General features: G+C 44.8%; 13 protein-coding genes. 11 read left to right on the top strand and 2 right to left on the bottom strand.

The window, feature by feature from the left end:
- The first annotated feature begins 1 nt into the window (after position 1).
- From ACNURT_RS17085 to ACNURT_RS17075, 3 genes are read left to right on the top strand one after another with little or no spacing between them, the layout of a single operon-like run.
- Positions 2–3448 carry a SusC/RagA family TonB-linked outer membrane protein gene (locus tag ACNURT_RS17085; protein WP_419698734.1) on the top strand — a complete coding sequence of 1149 codons (3447 nt, stop codon included), beginning with the start codon at positions 2–4 and terminating at the stop codon, positions 3446–3448.
- 11 nt (positions 3449–3459) lie between these two features.
- Positions 3460–4959, top strand: coding sequence for a SusD/RagB family nutrient-binding outer membrane lipoprotein (locus tag ACNURT_RS17080; RefSeq protein ID WP_419698733.1), 1500 nt, complete (start codon positions 3460–3462; stop codon positions 4957–4959).
- A gap of 39 nt (positions 4960–4998) precedes the next feature.
- On the top strand, positions 4999–6531 hold the full coding sequence (locus ACNURT_RS17075; protein ID WP_419698732.1) for a DUF5689 domain-containing protein: 1533 nt from the start codon (positions 4999–5001) through the stop codon (positions 6529–6531).
- Positions 6532–6745: 214 nt separating this feature from the next.
- Here ACNURT_RS17075 and ACNURT_RS17070 read toward each other — a convergent pair whose 3' ends face one another.
- Positions 6746–7522: an HAD-IIA family hydrolase gene (locus ACNURT_RS17070; RefSeq protein WP_370995176.1), complete on the bottom strand. Its 777-nt coding sequence runs from the start codon at positions 7520–7522 to the stop codon at positions 6746–6748.
- Between the two features lie 409 nt (positions 7523–7931).
- Entirely contained in the window at positions 7932–8534 is a 603-nt protein-coding gene (locus ACNURT_RS17065; RefSeq protein WP_419698731.1) for a class I SAM-dependent methyltransferase, read from the bottom strand.
- A 57-nt stretch (positions 8535–8591) separates the two neighbouring features.
- Here ACNURT_RS17065 and ACNURT_RS17060 point away from each other — a divergent pair, with 57 nt between their 5' ends.
- The 8 genes from ACNURT_RS17060 (at position 8592) to ACNURT_RS17025 (ending at position 17510) form a co-directional block, all read left to right on the top strand.
- Entirely contained in the window at positions 8592–9029 is a 438-nt protein-coding gene (locus ACNURT_RS17060; RefSeq protein ID WP_419698730.1) for a hypothetical protein, read from the top strand.
- 8 nt (positions 9030–9037) lie between these two features.
- Positions 9038–9367: a hypothetical protein gene (locus ACNURT_RS17055; RefSeq protein WP_370995179.1), complete on the top strand. Its 330-nt coding sequence runs from the start codon at positions 9038–9040 to the stop codon at positions 9365–9367.
- Between the two features lie 759 nt (positions 9368–10126).
- The gene (locus ACNURT_RS17050) at positions 10127–10414 is read left to right on the top strand and encodes a hypothetical protein (RefSeq protein ID WP_419698729.1); all 288 of its coding nucleotides are present in this window, start codon (positions 10127–10129) and stop codon (positions 10412–10414) included.
- Positions 10415–10928: 514 nt separating this feature from the next.
- On the top strand, positions 10929–11102 hold the full coding sequence (locus ACNURT_RS17045) for a hypothetical protein (protein ID WP_419698728.1): 174 nt from the start codon (positions 10929–10931) through the stop codon (positions 11100–11102).
- Complete coding sequence (locus tag ACNURT_RS17040) at positions 11099–11287, top strand: hypothetical protein (protein WP_419698727.1); 189 nt, start codon at positions 11099–11101, stop codon at positions 11285–11287. The genes ACNURT_RS17045 and ACNURT_RS17040 overlap by 4 nt, the downstream gene beginning before the upstream one ends.
- Before the next feature lie 11 nt (positions 11288–11298).
- Positions 11299–12264, top strand: a complete 966-nt coding sequence (locus tag ACNURT_RS17035) for a sterol desaturase family protein (RefSeq protein ID WP_419698726.1) — start codon at positions 11299–11301, stop codon at positions 12262–12264.
- 90 nt (positions 12265–12354) lie between these two features.
- Positions 12355–13506, top strand: a complete 1152-nt coding sequence (locus ACNURT_RS17030) for a formylglycine-generating enzyme family protein (protein ID WP_419698725.1) — start codon at positions 12355–12357, stop codon at positions 13504–13506.
- 917 nt (positions 13507–14423) lie between these two features.
- Positions 14424–17510: a SusC/RagA family TonB-linked outer membrane protein gene (locus ACNURT_RS17025; RefSeq protein ID WP_419698724.1), complete on the top strand. Its 3087-nt coding sequence runs from the start codon at positions 14424–14426 to the stop codon at positions 17508–17510.
- The last annotated feature ends 4 nt before the right edge of the window (positions 17511–17514 follow it).

The raw sequence follows: 17514 nt of genomic DNA, 5'->3' as shown, positions 1-17514 counted from the left end.
CATGAAACAACCAAAACGCTCATTTTTTGTCCGGAAAAAGCTGTACTCAATTTTGCTCCTGTTACTTTTCTCAGTAATTGTACAAGCACAGGTAGGCCCATCCGGCCAGTATAATTTTGAAAAGAGGCGCATCAGCGTACAATCTATTATCAATACGCTCAAAGCTAAATATGGCTATAAAGTTTCTTTTGATGCCAATGTAAGTATGAGTAGCATGGTTACGTTGCCCAATGAAAGTTTGCCGTTTGATAGGCTCGCACAAGTATTGCAGCAACAGGCTGGCATCGGTATTAAGAATATCGACGGTAACCTGGTAATCAAAAAGTTGGATATGATTATTGTAAGTGGTACCGTGATATCTACTGAAGATAAATTACCACTTGCAGGCGTTAGTGTAAACGACGAAAATAAAAAACTACTAACCTTTACCAATAATGATGGTAAGTTTTCGGTACTGATTGCCAATGGGGGTTCATTAAATTTTTCGACCGTTGGTTTTGAATCGCAGAGCCAGACTTTTAATAAAGCTATCACAGGGATAACTATTAATTTGAGTAAATCAAATGCTACTTTAAATGAGGTGGTAGTTACTGCTTTGGGTATTAAACGTGATGAAAAAGCGCTTGGTTACGCTGCCACAGTTGTGAAAGGGCAACAGCTTACGGATGCAATTTCCAGTAACTGGAGCGATGCGCTTTCGGGCAAGGTAGCCGGTTTAAACCTGGTTAGGTCAAATTCGGGCCCTACAGGATCAAATAAGATCATATTACGTGGCGAAAATAACCTTACCGGTGATAACGAAGCCCTGATTGTAGTTGACGGCGTGGTGATCAACAACGGAAGCGGGCGGCGTACCGGGATCTCAGGCGAAACGGTTTATGGCACGGGAAGTGACAACATGCCGGCTGATTATGGCAGCAGTATTAATGACCTTAATCCGGAAGATATCGAAAGCGTGTCTGTGCTGAAGGGACCGGGTGCCGCAGCTTTATATGGTCAGCGCGGTGCAAATGGGGCGGTTATTATTACCACTAAATCCGGAAGTGCCAAGAAAAAGGGCTTAGGTATTACCATTAATTCCAACGCTTCTATAGAAAAAATAAATCGCTGGCCCGATCTTCAGTATGAATACGGGCAGGGCCTTGCCGGTGCATCTTATTATTCCTATGGCGCGGGTCCGGATGGTGCAAGTACCAGTGGAACAAGTTCGGCTTACGGCCCGCGGTTTGACGGGCAAATGTTCTACCAGTTTGATCCTATAACCCAAAAACAATCAACCGTCAGAACGCCCTGGGTACCATATAAAAATCAGACACGCGACTTTTTTGATACCGGCCAAACCTTTACCAATTCCGTAAGCATTGATGGGGGAACCGATAAAACCACCGCCCGGTTTTCGGTAACGAATGTAGACAACAAATGGATAGTGCCCAATACCGGTTATGGACGAAATACGGTAGCATTATCTGTAAACTCCAAAATCAATGACAAACTAACCATAAACTCCAAAGTAAACTATCAGAACAAATTCAGTGATAATTTACCCGGTGCAGGTTATGGTAACCAATCGCTCATGTACTGGTACATTTTCTGGCAACCCAGTGCCGATTTGAACTGGCTTAAAAACTATTGGAAAAACGGACAAACCAACCGCGCGATCGAGTATCCGTTCAGCTCATTTCCCGAAAACCCTTATGCGGTTTCCTATGAGTTTATAAACAGATCCAGCCGAAACGCGGTAACCGGGAACGTGCAGGCTACTTACAACATTACCAACGAGCTTAGCCTGCAGTTGAGGACCTCGCTTGATATGAGCTATGAGCAGCGTGCCCAGGAGCGCCCTTATGATGCCGGAACAAAGTTTCCAAAAGGCTCTTACCGCACCCAGAATATTTATTCGCAGGAAGTAAGCGGCGATTTCCTGTTACGGTATAATAAAAAGATAAACAAAGATGTTACCCTAACCGGTACTGCGGGTGGCAGTATGCTCAAAAATACTTATAGGGTAGATGAGGTAAGAGCGGATTCACTGATCAATCCGGGTGTGTACACCATGGCTAATAGTGCCGGTACATTGATAACCATACCCAATGGCAGCAAATACGCGCTAAACAGTTTTTATGGTCTGTTATCAACCAGTTTTAAAAACTATCTGTACCTGGATCTTACCGGCCGCGAAGACTGGAACAGCGTTTTGGCAACACCCAGAAGAAGCGATAAGGCTGGGTTTTTCTACTCTTCGGCAAGTGCCAGCTTTATTTTGTCTGATGCTGTTAAGCTGCCTGAAGCCATCAGTTTTGCTAAGTTCAGAGCATCGGTTTCAAGCGTTGGCAGCGGGGGGCTTATAGCATACACCACCGCATATACTTACCCTTCAGCAGGCAGTACATATCCAGGTGGCATAAAAAATCCTACAACATTGCCTGACGAAAACCTGGAACCATTAAGAACCAACACGGTTGAAATTGGATCGAACGTGCAGTTTTTTAAAAACCGTCTGGGTTTCGACCTGGCATTGTATTCGGGCGTAACCAAAAATCAGATCCTTAACCGGGTTGTTGATGCTTCATCTGGTTATAGCAAACAGGTTCTTAATATCGGTAAGGTTGCTAACCGGGGTATAGAGCTGGCTGTAAACGGGAGTCCGGTATCAAACCCTAAAGGATTTACGTGGATAACTAATTTGACATTCTCTGCCAATCGTAATAAAATAAAAGAGCTGGCAGACAGTGCGGTTGTACTTCAGTCGGGCCCAACCGGTGGTGGTCAGCTGGTAGCCAAGGTGGGCGGTAGTATGGGCGATCTGTATGGCAGAGGTTATCAGCGCTCACCTGATGGCCAGGTTGTTTTTGATGCCAAAACAGGTGTTGCCCTTATTTCACCCGATCTGGTATATCTTGGTAATACCTCCCCCAAATGGAAAATGGGTTTGAACAATGATTTCAAGTATAAACAGTTCCATTTTAGTATTTTATTTGATGCACAATATGGCGCTGTGGCATACTCCCTCACCTCATATAAACTGGCCGAACAAGGCAAAACAACCAATACTTTGCCAGGAAGGTACAATGGTATCATTGGAAACGGCGTGGTACAAAACGCAGACGGAACTTATCGAAAAAACGATGTGGTAGCATTGGATATCGATCAGTACTACCAATCAAATTTTGGAGCCAATAATGCCGAAGGAGCTACGTATAGTACTAATTTCATCAAGCTTAGAGAGGCCAGGTTCGATTATACTTTACCTGCCAGGCTTTCTTCCAGGCTGGGTATACAACGCGCCACGATAGGGGTGTATGGCCGAGATCTGTTCATCTGGACAAAATGGCCGGGCTTTGATCCGGAATTTGGAACGCTTAGCGGCTCTGATATTACGCAGGGTTTTGAAATTGGCCAGTTTCCCTCAACCAGAACAATGGGTGTTAATCTTGTTATCTCACTTTAATTTGCTAAACGATGAAAACAAATATTTATAAAATTATTGGTGTTGTAATGCTGTTTGCTATTATACTACCATCGTGCAAAAAGGATTTTGAAAAAATTAATACCGACCCTAACACCTCGCCCACAGCATCACCAAAACAATTACTGGCACCGGCGTTGGTTAGTGTTTTAACTGCCAATATGCTGCGTTGTCGTACTTATAATAACGAACTGATGCAGGTTACTGTGAATCAGAGTGATTCGGAAGGGCAGGTTTTTAGGTATGACATCAAAAACACCTGGGGCGATTACACCTGGAATAATTGGTATCTGCAATTAACCAACTTTAAGGCTATCCAAACTATAGCCAGCGACTCACTTACATTGGATAAAGGGTATCAGGGTATATCGCTCATTTGCCAGGCCTGGATCTATTCTATGCTTACCGATACCTATGGTGATGTTCCGTATTCACAGTCAATTCAGGGAAAAGTAGGAAATTTAACGCCGGCCTTTGACAAGCAGAAAGACATATACCAGGGTATATTTAAACAACTGGAAGACGCAAACAAATTGCTCAACGGGGCTGTCAATGTAGCAGCATCCAGTGACCCTGTTTTCAATGGAAACACCACACTGTGGCGAAAATTTGGCAATTCATTATATCTGAGGTTATTACTCCGTATCTCGGGTAAAGCAGAGGTTTCTGCTGATTGCATCGCGAAAATTAAAGATATCGTTGACAACAATCCGGGTACATATCCTATCATGGCCAACAATTCGGAATCGGCAGTTTTAAAATGGACTGGCTCTGGTTACTTAACCTCACCATTTATTGCCGGTGTACGGGCGCAGGACTTCACTGCTCCATCTTTATGCTCATTCTTTATTGATAATTTAACCAAATGGGCCGATCCCCGCTTGTTTAAGCTTAGTTGGAGTATAGCTACTTATGGCGGCGGATATGTTGGAGTACCAAGCGGTTATGCCCCGGGTAACGCGCCTGTAAAAAAATCTTACTTTATCTCAACCAGTACAACCGCAACGGTAAAAACACTAATGACCGAACCTTTGATGGGTAATATCATGAATTATGCCGAGTTGCAGTTTATACTTGCCGAAGCAGCTGCCAAAGGCTGGATATCTACACCCGCAAAAACTTATTATGATAACGGTGTTATCAATGCCATTACTTTTTGGCTGCCTACTTTTACTACTCCCGTAGCTGATTATGAAGCTACCGCGGATATAACCTGGGATGATTCTTTACCTCTTGATGATAAGATGGAGATGATACATGTTCAAAAGTATTATACCCTATTCTGGACCGATTTTGAGCAATGGTTTGAATATCGCCGCACTGGTCACCCGGTATTGCCAAAGGGAGCAGGTTTACTAAATGGCGGTATAATGCCGGCCCGTATAGTGTATCCGGTTTATGTACAATCGGCTAATCCAACAAATTATAAAGCAGCTGTAGCCGCTCAAGGTCCCGACCTGCTGAATACACAAGTTTGGTGGCAAAAGCCTTAATTATTTTAAATGACTGATTTATCACGATATAAATTGACAATGAAAAAGATACTTTTTTACCCTTTATTATTGCTTTACTCAGCTGCCATGATGCAGAGTTGTACCAAGGCAAATAATTACCCTGGTGGCGAGCTGGCATCCGTTATAGCAGTAGCCGACATCAGAACCATATATAAAGGGACAGACATTACCCTCGATACCAAAAATATGTTTGGCGCACACCAAATGACCGGTATTGTGATTTCTGATCAATCGGGTGGTAACATGCCTGCCGGTTTGCTGGTTGTTCAAAACAACCGTCGTGCAAAACTACGGGGTATAACTATACCCCTTGGCGCCGCGGCTGCCGGTTATAGCCCCGGCGATTCGGTGGTGATTGATATTGCCGGCGGAGTTTTGAAAAGGCTTAATGGTACTTTGCAGATAGCCGGTATCCAGGCAAATGCCGTTACTAAAATTTCTTCCAATAATGCTATAGCCAGTCAAAAAGTAACAACCAATATTTTGCGGGCCAATCAGGATAATTATGAAAGTACCCTGGTTACCGTTTCTAAGGCCGGTTTTGACCCTCTGCCTACGTCGACAGATACCTATGCCGGCGACAAAATTATAAGCGATGGCAATGGCAAAGTAACTTTACATACCGAGGCTGCGGCTTCATTTGCAGATAAAAACTTACCATTAAGCGCTAATTTCTCCGCGATAGCATTTGGTGCTGATAGTAGTAATACCGTGATACCACAGCTACGTATGCGTACCATTGATGATGCATTTGTTATAGCAACCGATATTGCACCTATGGTAATCAGCGGTTTTTTAACAGACCCAGCCGGTACTGACGCCAATTATGAGTATATACAGCTTTTGGCAACGCGCGACATTGATTTCTCGACAGAGAATTTTACCATTGTGACTACAAATAATGCAGGTGCGTCAACGCCTTCAGGCTACCCGGTTAATGGCTGGGCAACCGGCGATCTGAGAACTTACAAACTTGAGCTTAAATCCGGTACGGTAAAAAAAGGCAGCTATTTTTATGTTGGCGGAACCGGGCAAAAAATAGATGGCTCGGCATCAACGAGTATGAGCTCATCAAACTGGATAGGGGCATTTAATTATTCCACAGCCAATAGCCCTAATTTTAACAGCGATCCGTCATCAGCATTTGGTACCAAAACATCCAATTTATTGGCTAATAGTGGTAATGCTGCGGGTATAGCCGTGTTTGCGGGTACCAATATTACAGCGGCGAGCAAACCTGTGGATGTTATATTTTATGGAACGGGTGGCAGCTTATATGATGCTAATGCCAACGTTGGTTATCGTATTACCAATAACGATTTTTATGATGTCAAGAACCCTGTAACCCAGGCCGATCAGCCATTTAACAGGCAGGGCACCAATACTGCCGCCTGCACGCTCCCGGTATCAGGAAGTTTTGACCAGCTGGGCGGCGAATATAACCCGGTGATAGGTCGATGGACAGTTAGCAGGAGTACCACCAGTTTACCACTATCCAATAGCTCGGTAATTACAGACATTGAAGGCGATAAAGCTACTAAGCTTAAATAGTTAAGTCGCTTCATTTGTGTAAGAGGCTGTATCATAAATCATGATCAGCCTCTTTTTTATATGATCTATCCGGATACTCAATCACGAATTGATGTACAGTTTTTAGTAACTCAATTAACCAAAAGTGGGTTACATGCTTTTTGTCTGCTTAATTTCAATTCATAATTGACATAACACTATGGGTGGTCAATTTAATTTGAGATACAGCCTCTTTTTATGACCACCATTTCAGCGGGAACTCGATCTTATCAACCGAACCCACTATTAGGTCGGGTTTAAAAGCATAATGGCTCAACTGATCTTTGGACGATATCCCGGATAGTACCAGGATAGTTTTGTAACCCATTTGCACGCCGCCTTGTATATCGGTTTCCATAGTATCACCAACTACAGTAGTTTCGGCGGTTTCAAGCCCCAGGAACTTGCGGGCCGACCGCATCATTACCGGGCTTGGTTTACCGGTTACAAATGCCTTACGGCCGGTAGCTTCTTCAATCATGGCGGTAGTGGCGGCTATGCCCAGGTTGTTCCACCCCGGTTTTTTGGGCGATGGGTCGCGGTTGGTGGTGATAAATTTGGCGCCTGCCAGTATCATATCTACCGCGCGCTGAACCATTTCCAGGGTAAAATTGCGGCCCTCGCCCAAAACTACAAACTCCGGGTCGGTATCAACCAGGGTAATGCCGTTTTCGTGCAGGCTGGTCAGCAAACCGCCCTCGCCCAGTACATAGGCGGTACCATTAGGACTTTGATCGCCCAGGAATTTGCCGGTAGCCATAGCGCTGGTATATATGTGTTTAGCTTCAACGGTTATACCCAGTCTTTTCAGTTTGCGTACCACTTCCAGGCTGGTTCGCTGGCTGTTGTTGGTCATAAAGGCAAAGGGGATTCCCTTGGCCAGCAGGTGGTTAATAAATTTATCGGCACCATATATCAGCTCTTCTCCGCTGTATATAACACCGTCCATATCAATGAGCAGTCCTTGTTTCATTTTTTTTTAAGATTATAGGCTGTTGGCTTTTTCCAACAAAGTCAAATGTAATATTAACATGTTTAATGATCGAATAAAAATTAAAGAACATATTTGAGGCCAGGCTTGCTTTCAAAAACTTTTTAAACCTTAAATTTTAACAATTTTTAGCCAGAAACAGCGTGAAAAGGCTTCGTTTTTATGCGTTTAAACTAAACTCTAACGCCATTTTAACACTTTTTAACAAATTTTTGCGGGGTTTTGAAAGGTTTAAAAAGTATTAAATAATTGATATCAAATAAAACATACAAACAGTCGGTTTTTGTACTTTTTTATCCTTTAACAAAACAGCCCGGTTTTCCTTTGATCAGAAAAACCGGGCCGGTGTATGTACAAATATACTGAAATTATTGGTCGGCTTGGTGACAATCTATCGATACATAAAAACTGTGAAATCTTCATTACTATAATCATTTTTTAAAACCACGTGTTGGCATAACTGCCGGCAGTGCTTCATGATCACATCCGGATTATAGGCTGCTAACAAACCATTGGGAATAATATGGCTTAGCAGGTTAAAGGCAAAACCTTTTCTGCAATGCTCATACAAACGGGTAATGGCCTTAAAAATGAAGTCGGGATCTGCGTTATAATAGTTGAGCGATCCGCTGGCCATCACATAATCGGCAACAGGCATATCGTCGGTCATAAAATCGCCCCGGATAAACGCGGTTGCTTCCCAGTCCTGGTAACGGCGTGTGGCTTCGTCAAGCAGTTCCGGTATCTGCTCCATGCCATAATAAACAATATCGGGGTATAAATTGTGCAGGTAGGAGCGGAGATCCCCATGTCCGCAACCTGCATCCAGCAGGGAATGGCCGTTCAGATCGGCCATAGGAGCCAGGGCATCAAAACGGATGATCTGGCTTTCGGTATCGCGCCAGCCCAAAGCCGCGGGACCACGGTTGCCATGCAGGGCGATCATATAGCGGTGGTAACCAAATACGGCAGCAGAATCGGGCGAAATACTCATGGATTTTATTAATTATATCGAAAACTCTTTTTACTTTTACTTAAACATTACCTACCTATGAAGATCACACGCTTTTACCTCACGCTATTACTACCGCTTTGCTTGCTTTTGGGCTGCAGCCCAACCATTTCAACCTTCGATCAAACCGCTTACACACAAGTAACTTCCCTGAAAGTAGATGCCCTTGATTTGATGGATAAAGCTACCGAAAATTATACAGCTCATGAAAGCGAAGTAAAAACGCTTCAGCTTAACATCGATAAAGCCATCGAATACGATAAACACCGTCCGCATAATGAGATCACCACACAAATGTGGACACTCCTGAACGATCCGCAAGGCCATTTATTTGGCGGGTTCCTGGTAAAATGGAAAAAGGATGGGAAATGCAACGCGGCTTACATTGTAGATAAAAAGAAACAGATCAGTAACTCCTTTGACCAGATAGCCGAACTGGAAAGTAAAAAGATAAAACCCGCACAGGTAACCCAATAAATTGAATCATGGCAATAAATTTTAAAAACGTATTGGCTACGCTCAAGCAGGGTATAGCAGACCTGGCTGGAAACAGTCTAAAAGAATTCATCACCGAGGCAACCGCCGATGGACAGGCGATCCTGAACGATCTGAAGGACGACCTGAAAACCTGGACAAAACAGTTAGCCAAAGGCGATATCAGTAAAGATGACTTTAGTGACCTGGTGCTGGGGCAAGCCGATGAAATAAAAATGATAGCCCTGAAACAAGCCGGTTTGGCAGAAGTTGCTGTTGACCAGTTTAAAAGCGATGTTTTTAATTTGATCATTAATACGGTGGTAGGGTTGATACCGTAGTCAAAAACTACGTCATTGCGAGGTACGAAGCAATCTTTAAACTGTACAGGGCGAATACCCGCTCTTGGCCGCGGGAGGGCCAGTCACTTTTGTCGCCACAAAAGTAACCAAAAGGCTGTCACCAGAAATGCTTCTTTGCCGCACATAGCCTTTACCCTGCAAAGCACCCAGAATCACGGGCTGCTAAACCTCATCGCTACTTCGTTCCCTCATTCCCTTACTTCGATGAGGTTTGATAATGCCCCTTGCCGCCACACAACCCAACATATTCTGCCTGTTTTCGCCCGAAGCTGTTCTGCTGACGGGGGAGAAAACACTAAAATATGTCATTGCGAGGAGGGAACGACGAAGCAATCTCGTAGCTATTCCATTCCTATTCGACATGCGAGAAGATTGCTACGCTGCGCTCCAATGACATGGTTTTGATTTGTTATTAAAAGTTTTCCTGACCCTCTTTCCGCCGCAGGCGGAGAGAGGGTCGGCAAGCGAAGCGATGCCGGGGTGAGTCTTCTGCGCTGTTCTATTCACCATCCCTCACCATTCCATTCACAAATACTCAATTGGCCTATGGTCGGTGTTATCACCGCACCATATCGCATACCGTTTTAAAGCATCATATAAAATAAGTCTAAAAAGCGGTACTGTGGTAACGCAGATCATAGGTTGAATTTGAATTAGGGGTTTATATCCGACTAATAATAACAACGCAATTTATATATTGGATAGTTAACTTTAGATACTCACTTTATGTAATGCTATATGGGTAGAAGATTTAAAAGGACAACAGACTTTGATGTTCGATATGAAAAATTTATAGAAACTATGGGATATATTAATGATAAATATAGTCTTTTCTTTGATCGAAAGGAAGATGAAACAGGCAACATGGATTCAATAGAACAACATATTTCTGTTAGTGTTACGGAGGGCATAAACGCAACGGTTAGATTGAGTTTTTACCCTCGTTCATATTTACCAGTAGAAATTAAGAGTGATGCCACAAGAATATTTGCTGACATTTTTAGAACTAAAGCCGATTTGTTCTAATTCATATGACTTCTTTCTTCAAAAGAGGTGAAGCGGTCTACACATCATTCTATTCACAAATACTCAATTTTTATCGATTTTAAGTGCATCTAACTATAGCTTTCTCCCATTTTAAGCCAAAAACACTATGAATTTGATAAAAATGTATACTTTATACATAAATTCTATAGAATTAGTAGTAATTATAAAAACAATTATATACATTTGCCGGAGAGATAAAAAAATACAACGTAAAACAGTTTTAAAAGCTCCAGAAAATGCAACCCGACCCAACCACCAATCCCGGCTTTGCTGCTTATCAAATGCAAACTGCTATTTTCCGTCGTTTTTGTTGTTGCTGTTGATCCTGGCGTTAGAGGATCCATCTTTCTCTGTGATCGTTACCTGCCGGTACTGATCTGATTTCTACAAATTATTCTTATTCAATTTATATACGGCATGACCATCTGTGCACAGCTGGGTTTGCTCTTTTATACCTGCTTTTTAATTACCATATATAAAAAATACTACTATTATGACCCTCAACGACGTTTCCTTGCTGGGAAAAAAGATACTGGTAGGGGTGATCATCACCCTGATTCCCTTTGTGATCATTTTTGGCGGTTTATGGCTCACGCAAAAACTGCTTTCTGATAATCCTAAGTCTGCCCCGGCATCCACAACACCAACTAAATCAACCGCATCATGAAACTGGAAGAAGCCCAAAAAACGCGAATCATTAAAAACGCATTCCTGAGCCTGCTGCTTTATGCACTGCCTTTGGTGCTCATGTTTGCCACATTTTACTTTACCGGGCAGCGCCCATGGGAAAAGAAAAAGCAGGTGCAAAAGACAGCACAGTCAGCCTCAAAAACTAAATCTGAAAATCCTTAAACATAAATACCATGATTGAACTGATAAAAAAAGTAATTGATAACTTGAACGGATATGGTTTTTCCGTTCTGGTGCTGGTACTCGGGGTGCTTGAATTTTCGTTTGGCCTGTATAAAAAACGCTGGACAAAAAACGAGCGCTGGGTGGATATTGCCTGCTTTACCATCCCCAAACTTATTGTTAAACCGGTAATAGCCTATTATGGGTTGAAAGTTTTACCGTTCCTGTTGCCGGGTTTCAAAAATACGTTTGACTGGGTGCCATTTTTCTGGGGCTTTATCATCATTGCGGTGGCTGATGACCTCACCCAGTACTGGTATCACCGCCTGCATCATGAAGTGCCATGGTTGTGGCGTTTTCACCGTACGCACCACTCGGCATCGTATATGGGTATGGCAATGGCCAGCAGGCAAAATGTGATCTATACTTTGTTTTTTTCGCAAACTTATTTAACTACCGCGTTGGTTTACCTGGGCCTGGGTATCCCTGCTATTGTGGTAAAGGGTATCAAAGGCACTATTACAACGCTCGCGCATTCCAGCATCCCATGGGATAAACCTTTTTATCGGTATAAAGTACTGCATCCGCTGGCTTGGGTATTGGAGCGTACCATATCTACCCCGGCAACGCACCATGCGCACCACGCTGCAACAACAGATGACGGCGTAGGCTATTATAAAGGCAACTTTGGCAACATGTTTTTTTTGTGGGATGTGATCTTCGGTACGGCGCATATTTCGCGTCAGTATCCGAAAGCCTATGGCATATCACATTATGAAGGCGACCAATGGTACGCCCAGCTGTTATGGCCTATTTTTAAATCGAAAGTACCGGGAAGCGAGCTGGCTGCCGATGGCCAAATGGTGAGGGAAGATGTGCCTTTGCAGGAGCACCAACTGTATCGTGCAGAAAAACAAGAAAGTGTGGAGCAGGAAATTTCTGAAGAAACATATAACTTACAGCCGGTAAAAGCGTAAGGGGTGCGGGAGGCGTGTTGCCTGGATCGGCGCTCGGGAAGTTAAGTCCCGAACCACACAACCCGAACCTCGAACCTTGACTTTAAAAATATGAATCTTAAAAGAACTTCCCCGGTATTGTTGATGATGATTGCTGGCCTGTTGTTTTTTCCGGCCTGCAAACAAAAGGAAAAAGCTAAAACTGAGGTTAAAGTCGACAGTGTAGCGTCAAGTAAAAAAAAGGCGGTATGCTGCGAGTCGAACATTCCCAGCAGGTTTAAGCCAACTCCTTTAGCGGGAGCGGCGGTGATGGCAGGGCCAGATACCAGTCACAGCGGTATGGTTTGGATCCCGGCGGGTACTTTCAGGATGGGCGCGGATAACAGCCAGGCCGAAAAGGATGAGTATCCGAAACACCAGGTTACTGTTGATGGCTTTTGGATGGATCGTACCGAAGTAACCAACGCGCAGTTTGAAAAGTTTGTAAAGTCCACGGGTTATGTAACCACGGCCGAACAAAAACCTGATTGGAATGTGCTCAAAAAACAATTGCCTCCGGGAACCGAAAAGCCGGCTGATAGTTTGCTGGTAGCTGCCTCACTGGTGTTTGTACCCTCAAAACAACCGGTATCGCTAAGCGATTACAGCCAGTGGTGGACCTGGAAAAAAGGCGCCAACTGGAAACACCCGCATGGGCCGGGAAGTGATATCAAGGGAAAAGGGACTTACCCGGTAACGCAGGTATCGTACGATGACGCGATAGCCTATTGCAAATGGGCCGGTAAACGTTTGCCAACCGAAGCAGAATGGGAACATGCCGCCAGGGGAGGGTTGAAGGATAACATATATCCCTGGGGCAACGAAAAAGTAACCGACGGCAAGCCAAAGGCGAATATATGGGAGGGGGACTTCCCTTACCGAAACACCCAGCGCGACAAGTTTTATTATACCGCGCCGGTAAGCTCATTCGCTCCAAACGGCTATGGTTTGTACGATGTGGCCGGGAATGTTTGGGAATGGTGTGCCGACTTGTATGATTACCGGTATTACAGCACCATCAACAAACCCGAAGGTGTTAAAAACCCAAAAGGGCCATCAAAATCATATGATCCGGATGAGCCTTACGCGGTAAAGCGGGTGGTAAGAGGCGGTTCGTTTTTGTGTAACGACAGCTATTGCTCGGGCTTCCGGGTATCCCGGAGAATGAAAACCACCGAAGACAGCGGTATGGAACACCTGGGTTTCAGATGCGTGAAGAACTAAAGATAGTATGGTGCACAGGCGACTCACCCAGTCTACGCTTCGCTGGACCACCTTCTCTGCGGCCTTGCCGCAAAGAGGGTAAAAAAAGTAAAGCCCCTCTATGCGCGAAGCGGAGAGAGGGGTGACAAGCGCAGCAATGTCGAGGTGAGTCGATAGTGTCTAATTTTCGTGTTGCGCATGCTAATCTCGCGGTAGCTGGAAATTAAATAGTGAATAAAACGAAGGCTGGTGCGAATCCCCTCCTGAGAGGGGTGGAGGGGTGTGTTTGTACAAGCGAAATATGAACGCATAAAACACACCGCGTTGTTCGAAGTCTCAGACTTCGAACCATTGTGCCTGTAGTCTTCAGACTACAAGAAAACATTAGACCAGCCAACTGTAGTTTTAAACTACAGGCATAGTCGTCCGAAGTCAGAGACTTCGGACAGCGAAGTGCGTGAAGAATTAGATAAGAGATACCTCTGCAAGGAGGTGTCATGCTGAGCCCCGTCGAAGCATGGTGGGTGGGCCTCTGCGCTCTACCCTTCGACGGAGCTCAGGGTGACAGCCTCTCTTGGAATAGTTAAAGAGGGGAATTAATACAACAGTAAGAACAAACAAACGATCAATATGAAAAAAAAATAACAAAACCGGCTCTATAAATAAGGGAAAAGCGATCGCTTTTCCCCTCCAGAATTAAAACAACGAAACAGGGATCGATTGGCGTTGAGCCTGTTTCAATGGTGTCATTTTAAACTATTCAAATTTATGCAAAATATTGCAAAAGTTGGGCAGGGCCTTCTATTGCCTCAAGTCTGGCTTATTCACCTGGTCACGGCAACGGCCGTCCATCTTTACTACCGCTATAAAGGTAGCAGGCTCGTACTAAAAGCCTCCATATCGTCCAGTTTATTCACCAACTTAAACTACCAGGCGATATGAAAAAACTTTTATTCATCCCCATATTAGCTCTGTTGCTTCCCGTTATTGTTTTTGCCCAGCAAACACAGCCCATTATCAATTCAAAACTGGTGGGCAGGGTGTTGGATGGTTCCACCAAAGAACCATTGCCCGGCGCGGTAGTACGTATTGAAGGCACAACGCACGTAGTATCTACAGATGTAGAAGGAAAATTTAGTTTTGTTACCGGTCAGAAGTTTCCATATAAGCTTATTATCACCTTTATAGGTTACGAAACACAGTCATACATCGCCAACGGGAGTCCCGTAGAGATATTGATGAAAGACGCGCAAAGCCAGCTGAACCAGGTAGTGGTTGTTGGCTACGGATCACAAAAACGTAAAGACATTACAGGTTCTGTAGCATCGGTGCCGCAACTGGCGCTCAAACAGCCCATTCCCTCGTTAGACAGGGCGTTGCAGGGCACTATATCGGGTATACAGGTAACCCAGGCCACCGGGCAACCCGGTGCAGGCGTTACCGTACAGATACGTGGAGTAAACTCCATTAACGCAGTGGCTGAGCCCTTGTATATCATTGATGGTTTCCCTACCTCAAACAGTAATTCGTTAACGGATGCCGGCGTGACCAATGGTCCTAAGATCAATCCGCTGGCTTCGCTAAGTACCTCTGATATCGAAAATATCGAGGTGCTGAAAGATGCTTCGGCTACGGCTATCTACGGAACACGGGGCGCTAACGGTGTTATTATTATCACCACAAAAAAAGGTAAATCGGGTGTGTCATCTATCAACTACGATGGTAGCTATGGCTGGCAAAATGTGATCAAAACCCTGCCCTTGCTTAACTCCGACCAATGGGGCGCCTTGCGTAACGACGCGCTGGTTAACTCAGGTAAAACCCCGCAAACCGCAGCCCAGTTGAATCCCTTTAACGTAAATACCGATTGGCAAAATGCAGCCTTTAGGGAAGGGAATACACAAAATCATAACCTGTCTATCCTTTCGGGGACAGACCGTACCCGCCTTGCTTTCTCGGGCAATTACATGAAGCAGGATGGGATACTGCAAAATACCAATTTTGAACGTTTTGCCGGTCGTGTAAATGTAGAGCATGATTATAACGACAGGTTCAAAATATCATCCTATATCACCGGCAGCCGTATCAGCGCGCAGGTGGCGCCGGCCGGTGTTGTACCGGCGATATTACTGATGACGCCAACCACCCCGATATATAACCCGGATGGAACCTTCTTTATGAAAAATATATTTGAGGGTAGTTATGGTAACCCCATCAATACGCTGTATAATCAAACCAATACCACTACTACCAGCAGGGTTTTGGGTAATATCGCGGGTGATTATAAGATCACACCAGATCTGACCGCCCGTGTTTTGGCAGGCGTCGACCTGATCGACAACAAACAAAACCGTTATTTACCATCCACCGTTTATGAAGGCCAGGGTTATTCGGGTATCGGTGAAGTGGGTACGTTGAACTCCTTTAACTGGCTGAATGAAAACACGCTGACCTATACCAAAAAACTGGGCAGGAGTAACCTGAATGTACTGGCAGGTTTTACCCAGCAAAAGTTTAAAGCCGAGGGCGCCATTACCGGTTCATCGGGTTTCGTAAGCGATTACGATACATATAACAACCTGGGTTCGGGCAGTATTACATCCATTTCGGCTGGTGGTTTTGCTATCGCGCCGTCGTCATCAACCAACACCTGGGCATTAAAATCATACCTGGCCCGTGTTAATTATGGCTTCGACAGCAAATACCTGTTAACGCTGACCTTGCGTGCCGATGGTTCATCCAAATTTGCACCAGGACATCAGTGGGCATCATTCCCCTCAGCGGCTATCGCCTGGAATGCTTCGAGCGAAAATTTCCTGAAAAATGTAGAGCAGATCAGTCAACTTAAATTCAGGCTGAGCGCCGGGCAAACCGGTAACAGCGATATCCCGGCATACCAGTCGTACTCGCAGTTGGGTTATTACCGATATAACTTTGGTAACACCACCGTGGCCGGCTTTGCCCCTAACAGTTTGGCCAACCCAAATCTTACCTGGGAAAAAACAACCCAATATGATTTTGGCTTCGACCTGGGTTTGCTGAAAGACAGGATCACACTTACCGCCGATATCTACTACAAAAAAACAACCAACCTGCTGCTGTACCTGCCCTTGCCGGCTACCAGCGGACTTACCATTATTACCAATACCGCCATTACCAATCCGCAGCAATATGAAAACGTGGGTTCGGTACAAAATAAGGGCTTTGAGCTGAGCCTGAACTCGCATAACCTGGCCGGTTCATTTGTGTGGAACACCAGCCTGGTATTCGCGGTGAACCGTAATAAGGTGTTGAGCCTGGGTGGCAATGGAGTAAACCAGTTTATCCCGGATTCGTCCCTGCCTTCCATCTTAAAAGTAGGTCAGCCTATTGGTTCATTTATCGGGTATAAAACCAACGGACTGATCCAGGCGGGCAGCCCGGCGCTTACCCCGGCTGCCAATACTTCGCCGGGCGGACAAGCTTATGTAGATATCAATGGAGATGGCAAGATCACGCAATCAGCTGATAGGGTGATCCTGGGTAACGCGCAGCCTAAGTTTACAGGCGGCCTTACCAATACCTTCTCGTATAAAGGTATCGACCTGAGTGTCTTCCTGCAAGGTTCGTACGGTAACAAGATCTACAATCAGCAACGCAACGTGCTGGAACTGGGCACGGGCTATACCAATGCCAGCGCCACTTTATTGAACCGCTGGACACCAACCAATACCAATACCGATGTACATAGCGCTTTCCAGGACCCAGCACCAACCATTTCCGACAGGTTTATCGAAAACGGATCGTATCTGCGCTTAAAAAGCCTGAGTTTGGGCTATACCATCCCAACATCGGTGGTATCCAAATCGCCTATTAAAAAGATCAGGATCTATATAACCGCGCAAAATCTGGCCACCTGGACCAAGTATACCGGGTATGATCCGGAGGTAAGCAGTAACGAACAGTCGGCTATTACATCGGGTGTCGATAACGGGGCTTACCCCAACAGTAAATCCATTATTGCCGGGTTAGGTATCACCTTATAATATG

This window comes from Mucilaginibacter sp. NFX135, assembly GCF_048565145.1.
Classification (GTDB): Bacteria; Bacteroidota; Bacteroidia; order Sphingobacteriales; family Sphingobacteriaceae; genus Mucilaginibacter.
Note: the sequence above shows the minus strand (reverse complement) of the source record. Positions and strands in the feature narration are given on the sequence as shown.

Excerpts from the sequence above, each read along its gene's own strand:
- ACNURT_RS17085 (WP_419698734.1), top strand. The coding sequence starts at position 2 with ATGAAACAACCAAAACGCTCATTTTTTGTCCGGAAAAAGCTGTACTCA.
- ACNURT_RS17080 (WP_419698733.1), top strand. The coding sequence starts at position 3,460 with ATGAAAACAAATATTTATAAAATTATTGGTGTTGTAATGCTGTTTGCT.
- ACNURT_RS17075 (WP_419698732.1), top strand. The coding sequence starts at position 4,999 with ATGAAAAAGATACTTTTTTACCCTTTATTATTGCTTTACTCAGCTGCC.
- ACNURT_RS17070 (WP_370995176.1), bottom strand. The coding sequence starts at position 7,522 with ATGAAACAAGGACTGCTCATTGATATGGACGGTGTTATATACAGCGGA.
- ACNURT_RS17065 (WP_419698731.1), bottom strand. The coding sequence starts at position 8,534 with ATGAGTATTTCGCCCGATTCTGCTGCCGTATTTGGTTACCACCGCTAT.
- ACNURT_RS17060 (WP_419698730.1), top strand. The coding sequence starts at position 8,592 with ATGAAGATCACACGCTTTTACCTCACGCTATTACTACCGCTTTGCTTG.
- ACNURT_RS17055 (WP_370995179.1), top strand. The coding sequence starts at position 9,038 with ATGGCAATAAATTTTAAAAACGTATTGGCTACGCTCAAGCAGGGTATA.
- ACNURT_RS17050 (WP_419698729.1), top strand. The coding sequence starts at position 10,127 with ATGGGTAGAAGATTTAAAAGGACAACAGACTTTGATGTTCGATATGAA.
- ACNURT_RS17045 (WP_419698728.1), top strand. The coding sequence starts at position 10,929 with ATGACCCTCAACGACGTTTCCTTGCTGGGAAAAAAGATACTGGTAGGG.
- ACNURT_RS17040 (WP_419698727.1), top strand. The coding sequence starts at position 11,099 with ATGAAACTGGAAGAAGCCCAAAAAACGCGAATCATTAAAAACGCATTC.
- ACNURT_RS17035 (WP_419698726.1), top strand. The coding sequence starts at position 11,299 with ATGATTGAACTGATAAAAAAAGTAATTGATAACTTGAACGGATATGGT.
- ACNURT_RS17030 (WP_419698725.1), top strand. The coding sequence starts at position 12,355 with ATGAATCTTAAAAGAACTTCCCCGGTATTGTTGATGATGATTGCTGGC.
- ACNURT_RS17025 (WP_419698724.1), top strand. The coding sequence starts at position 14,424 with ATGAAAAAACTTTTATTCATCCCCATATTAGCTCTGTTGCTTCCCGTT.